Here is a 4,194-nt window from a genome sequence, read left to right as displayed (position 1 = left end):
CTCCCCATCTCCCCATCTCCCCATCCTTGGAGCAATTTCTGGCAGGGGTGGCAAAGTGATAATCAACTTAGATGGGCGGAAATTTCGCGATCGCAAGGCTCATTTTCTCTATATTGCACTCCCGTTGACGTTGCTGGGGCATTGAGCAACATCTGGTTAAAGCAACCCGTAGTTTTAGTTGGCGGGGCCTTGGATTTAGACCCAAAAGCTCTGATTTATCGGCAAGCAGTAGGACTTCCAGACATTACCTGCGTCAAATTTTCACCCGATCGCCATAGCGAACTAATTCAACTTTACGTTCCCGATCGGCTACCCATGCCCAATACACCGCAATTTCAGGGTGCTGTGATTCAGGAAATCCGCACAATGCTGTGCATGAGCGCGTCGGTTCCGGGGTTAGCGGTATTGCTGATTGGAGATGTACCCCTTAAGGCTCAGGTGGGTGCGATTTTTGCTTCTGAGTTTGGTTCTAGGGTTCAGGTAGAAAAAACGGATTTGGATGAGAACGGGATTTTGGTGACTGGGTGGGAATTTTGGCGGGAGAATCAGGGGAAATTGCCTGTTCCCTATATGCTGGCGATCGCAACTTTGCCTTTACCTTCCCTGGAAAATCCCCTAGTAGCGGCGCGAGTAGCTTACTACAAAGAACAGCGGAAAGATTGGTTTCGCCAATACCTATTACCAGAGGCTCTTAATGAGTTGCAGAGGGCGATCGCACCTGTGAGGGAACGTCAGGGGGTAGTTGCTCTTTTTGATAGTCGCGTACTCCATCGTAGCTATGGCAATCAAGTTTTAGCTGCCCTGAGCCCCTTAGCTCGGATTGACTATTTAGATACTACTTGGCTAACTCAAGCTTAAGGGGAGTTTCTACCCGCCTGTTCAATCACCATCTTTGACAGGAGTTATACCAAATCTGGCTTAAATATTCCCAAACAACCCACATTCCGCAGATATTCAAGCAGATTTAATTTCAAAGAAATTCAGAATTGCCAAAACCTCAAACAATTTATCATTGATACAATCGTAAGTGGAGATGGAGACGTACCATTATATCTAAAAATATATGACGGAAACGCCGACGATAAAAGTGTCTTTGTGTCAAGATTGAAAGGGTTTAAAAATCAGTGGACATTTGACGGAATCTGTGTAGCAGATAGTGCCTTATACACAGCGGAAAATTTGTCAGCAATGGCAGAAATGAAATGGATAACCAGAGTGCCATTAAGCATCAAATCAGCTCAAAATAAAATCTGCAACATTGAAGATAGTGACTGGGAAGACTCTCAAATAAAAGGCTATAGAATAGCAACTAGAACCAGTAAGTATGCCAACATCAAGCAAAGATGGCTAGTAATAGAAAGTGAAATCATAAAACAAGCAGATATTAAAAAAATAGTATTGAGACAACGATTAGAAGCTACCAATGAGCAAGTGAAGAATCAGGTAAAAAATGACCAATAAGCCAACAATGCGCTGGATATTTCAGATGTTTCAGGCGGTGCATTTAGTGACGATAAATGGCTCGAATCAGGTCAGCAATTTAACCGAAGAGCACCAAGATATCTTGCGGCATTTAGGAGAGTATTGCTGTCAATACTATTTAATATTTTCAAGTGAATAACGATTGAGATCGAGGTGTAGATATTTGTGAATAATTTTCATTAATTAGTCAAGACAATTTGCTCTTGGCATAAGTTTTCTGGCTTCAAAATATGAGCGATCACGATAAAATAGCAATATGAATATATGAGAAAAAATCAATTATTTCAACTTACTTAGTTTAGGTAAATTTAACAAGCTTCTGTAATGCTAAAACTGCATAATTCCAGCCCAAAAGCGTTTCGCTTCCAAGTTTTCACAACAGATAAAAAAAATCCGACCCACATCTGCGGAATGTGGGTTATAATATGGTAGAAAGAGCGATCGCCTCAAGTTACAGGCTAACCCCAATTAAATTGGGTCAAAAATTATCCCTAGATAAACAAACTAGGTGATACCTTAAAGTAATCACCAAGCGCTTTAGCCTGTGCTTTGCTAATCGCTCGTTTACCATTCACAACTTCAGACACAACACCACTCGAAGACTTCATAATTGCTACTAAATCTGCCTGACGAAGGCCACTAGATTCCATAATATGTTGCAAAATCTCGTGAGGCAAACTTTTGTCCATCGGATAGTGTTCTGTCTCATAGGCTTCAATCAGTGTTACTAACAATTTATGTAAAGCCGTCTCCTCTGGAGTGGTGTTTTTCGCAAAAGTTAGCCGCTCTGCTACTTTCAGGAGGCGATCGTATTCCTCTTCAGTATCGATCGCCTGGGGAGCAATTTCTGACAGTAGTTTGCTATAAGTAACTCGGTCAAAAGTAATCGTCATTTTTCCATTTATTTTTGTCGTATTCAGCGTGAGTAAGGAAATATTTGTAATAAACAGTTTGCTTTGCGTAGTTAATCCCAACAATCAGGCGATAATCATTACCTTTGATATTAAAAACGGTGAAGTTTCCTACTGCTTCAGCATCTCGGTATATCTTGCGAACATCCTCCAAACTCTGCCATTTTTCTTTCTTGACCGTTGCATACCAGCTATCAATTTGGTTTTTGACATCAGGATACTGGCCAGCATCGGTACGCAGCTTGCGAATTGAAATTAAATTCATCTTTGTTGAAGTTGTTTGTAGTTTTTGTCATCCATATATACCCGAATCGACTACATTTTTAATTCTCTCATTTTGAGAGTGAACTGTCAAGAGCCTTCTGAGAATTTCTGAGAGGGGGTAAAGCAAAAATCTTTACTCACCCCCCCAACCCTTACCTACCTTTGATTCCAGGCATTAGCCGCATCAGTTACAGCCGCATCAACGGACTTCTGATCCAACATCGCCGCCTGCAAATTTTCATAAATCGCCTTTTGCAACTTCTTAATATCCTGCATCGCCGGAATCAGAATCTCCGCATCCTTCATCTGACTCGCACTCACCATCCTCGCCAAATCCGCCGACTTAGCATCCGCCGCCACACTCTGAAAATAACCATCCTGTAAAGCCGCAACTGTTGACGGCAAAACATTCGCGGCCTTGGCAAAAGTAAGCTGATTTTGGTTGTTAGTTACATAAAGGGCAAACTTCACAGCCAAATCGGGTACATCCGTATTACGGGGAATCACCAAATTCATCACCGCCACACTTTTCTTACCCGTTTTCCCCGTAATTTGCGGAGCTGCGGTCGAAACCTGCGCTATAGTCGGAGCATTCTGCGCGATCGCAGACAAAAATTGCGGCCCCGTACCCAACAAAGCCGTCTCCCCCGCCTGATAAAGTTCAATCCCTCGACGGTGGCCTTGAATTAATGCTTCCTTTGGCAACAACCCACCCTTGTACAAATCAACCCAATACTGGAAAACCGCTTTACCTTCAGGAGTATTAAACGCCGCCTTTCCTTGGTCATCAACCAAACGGACTCCCATCTGCACAAAAGACTGCAAAACCTCAGCCGAATCTTCTGGGACAAAGGTTACAAAAAAAGCATACTTGCCCGTTTTTTCCTTAACTTGCTTCGCAACGTCAGCCAACTCAGCATAAGTAGTCGGAGGTTTACTCACTCCCGCCTTCTTTAGGAGTTCCGAATTATAAATCATGACCTGCGTTGTTAGATACCAAGGAATGCCAAAACTTTTACCGTTGAGAATGCTAGCTTTCCAGATATTAGGGAGGTATTGCGATCGCACAGCATCAGGAACCTTAGCATCCAAATCCAGCCAAGCATTGCGTCCTGCCAACAACGAAGCAAAATCGGGATTAAGATTTACCACATCCGGTGCAGTTTTTGCCGAAACTGCTGCTAAAATTTTACTTTCCATCGCCGACCAAGGCACATCCACCCATCGCACCTTCACCCCCGGATTTTCTGACTCAAACTTAGCGATCAGTTGATTAAAATAATCAGTAAACTGAGGTTGGAGCTGCATCGTCCAGAACTCAACTTCTTGCCGATTCTTGTTCTCAGCATTAGGAGTACCAGTAGCACAGCCAAATGCGATCGCTACCAACAGCCCCAAAAGGGCAAAAATTCCAAACCGTTTCCAAGTCTTGCGTTTCATTTTATTGATTTTTTGACCATCATGGTTATTCTCAGCTAAATTGGATAGCATAATTTTGGAGCAGGGGAGTAGGGGAGATGGGGAAGATGGGGGAGAT

The 4,194-nt window shown here is 43.0% G+C and carries 4 protein-coding genes and 1 pseudogene; 2 read left to right on the top strand and 3 right to left on the bottom strand.

Going from position 1 to position 4,194, the window contains the following annotated elements:
* The coding region (locus PN499_RS06160; RefSeq protein ID WP_272030809.1) for a helicase C-terminal domain-containing protein at positions 1-858 on the top strand (858 nt) is incomplete at its 5' end.
* 135 nt (positions 859-993) lie between these two features.
* A pseudogene (locus PN499_RS06155) lies at positions 994-1,621 on the top strand (IS1634 family transposase); the annotation flags it as partial.
* Between the two features lie 352 nt (positions 1,622-1,973).
* On the opposite strand, the gene PN499_RS06145 reads toward PN499_RS06155, so the two are convergent.
* The 3 genes from PN499_RS06145 to PN499_RS06135 all read right to left on the bottom strand — a co-directional run bounded on the left by PN499_RS06145 (position 1,974) and on the right by PN499_RS06135 (position 4,097).
* Complete coding sequence (locus PN499_RS06145; protein WP_272030807.1) at positions 1,974-2,375, bottom strand: helix-turn-helix domain-containing protein; 402 nt, start codon at positions 2,373-2,375, stop codon at positions 1,974-1,976.
* Positions 2,359-2,658 carry a type II toxin-antitoxin system HigB family toxin gene (locus PN499_RS06140; protein WP_272030806.1) on the bottom strand — a complete coding sequence of 100 codons (300 nt, stop codon included), beginning with the start codon at positions 2,656-2,658 and terminating at the stop codon, positions 2,359-2,361. The genes PN499_RS06145 and PN499_RS06140 overlap by 17 nt, the downstream gene beginning before the upstream one ends.
* A 155-nt stretch (positions 2,659-2,813) precedes the next feature.
* Positions 2,814-4,097, bottom strand: coding sequence for an ABC transporter substrate-binding protein (locus tag PN499_RS06135; RefSeq protein ID WP_272030810.1), 1,284 nt, complete (start codon positions 4,095-4,097; stop codon positions 2,814-2,816).
* Positions 4,098-4,194: the final 97 nt, after the last annotated feature.

The sequence above is a fragment of the Kamptonema animale CS-326 genome, from assembly GCF_028330895.1.
In the GTDB taxonomy this organism is placed as follows: Bacteria; Cyanobacteriota; Cyanobacteriia; order Cyanobacteriales; family Microcoleaceae; genus Kamptonema; species Kamptonema formosum.
This window is presented reverse-complemented; position numbering and strand designations above follow the sequence as displayed.

Excerpts from the sequence above, each read along its gene's own strand:
- PN499_RS06145 (WP_272030807.1), bottom strand. The coding sequence starts at position 2,375 with ATGACGATTACTTTTGACCGAGTTACTTATAGCAAACTACTGTCAGAA.
- PN499_RS06140 (WP_272030806.1), bottom strand. The coding sequence starts at position 2,658 with ATGAATTTAATTTCAATTCGCAAGCTGCGTACCGATGCTGGCCAGTAT.
- PN499_RS06135 (WP_272030810.1), bottom strand. The coding sequence starts at position 4,097 with ATGAAACGCAAGACTTGGAAACGGTTTGGAATTTTTGCCCTTTTGGGG.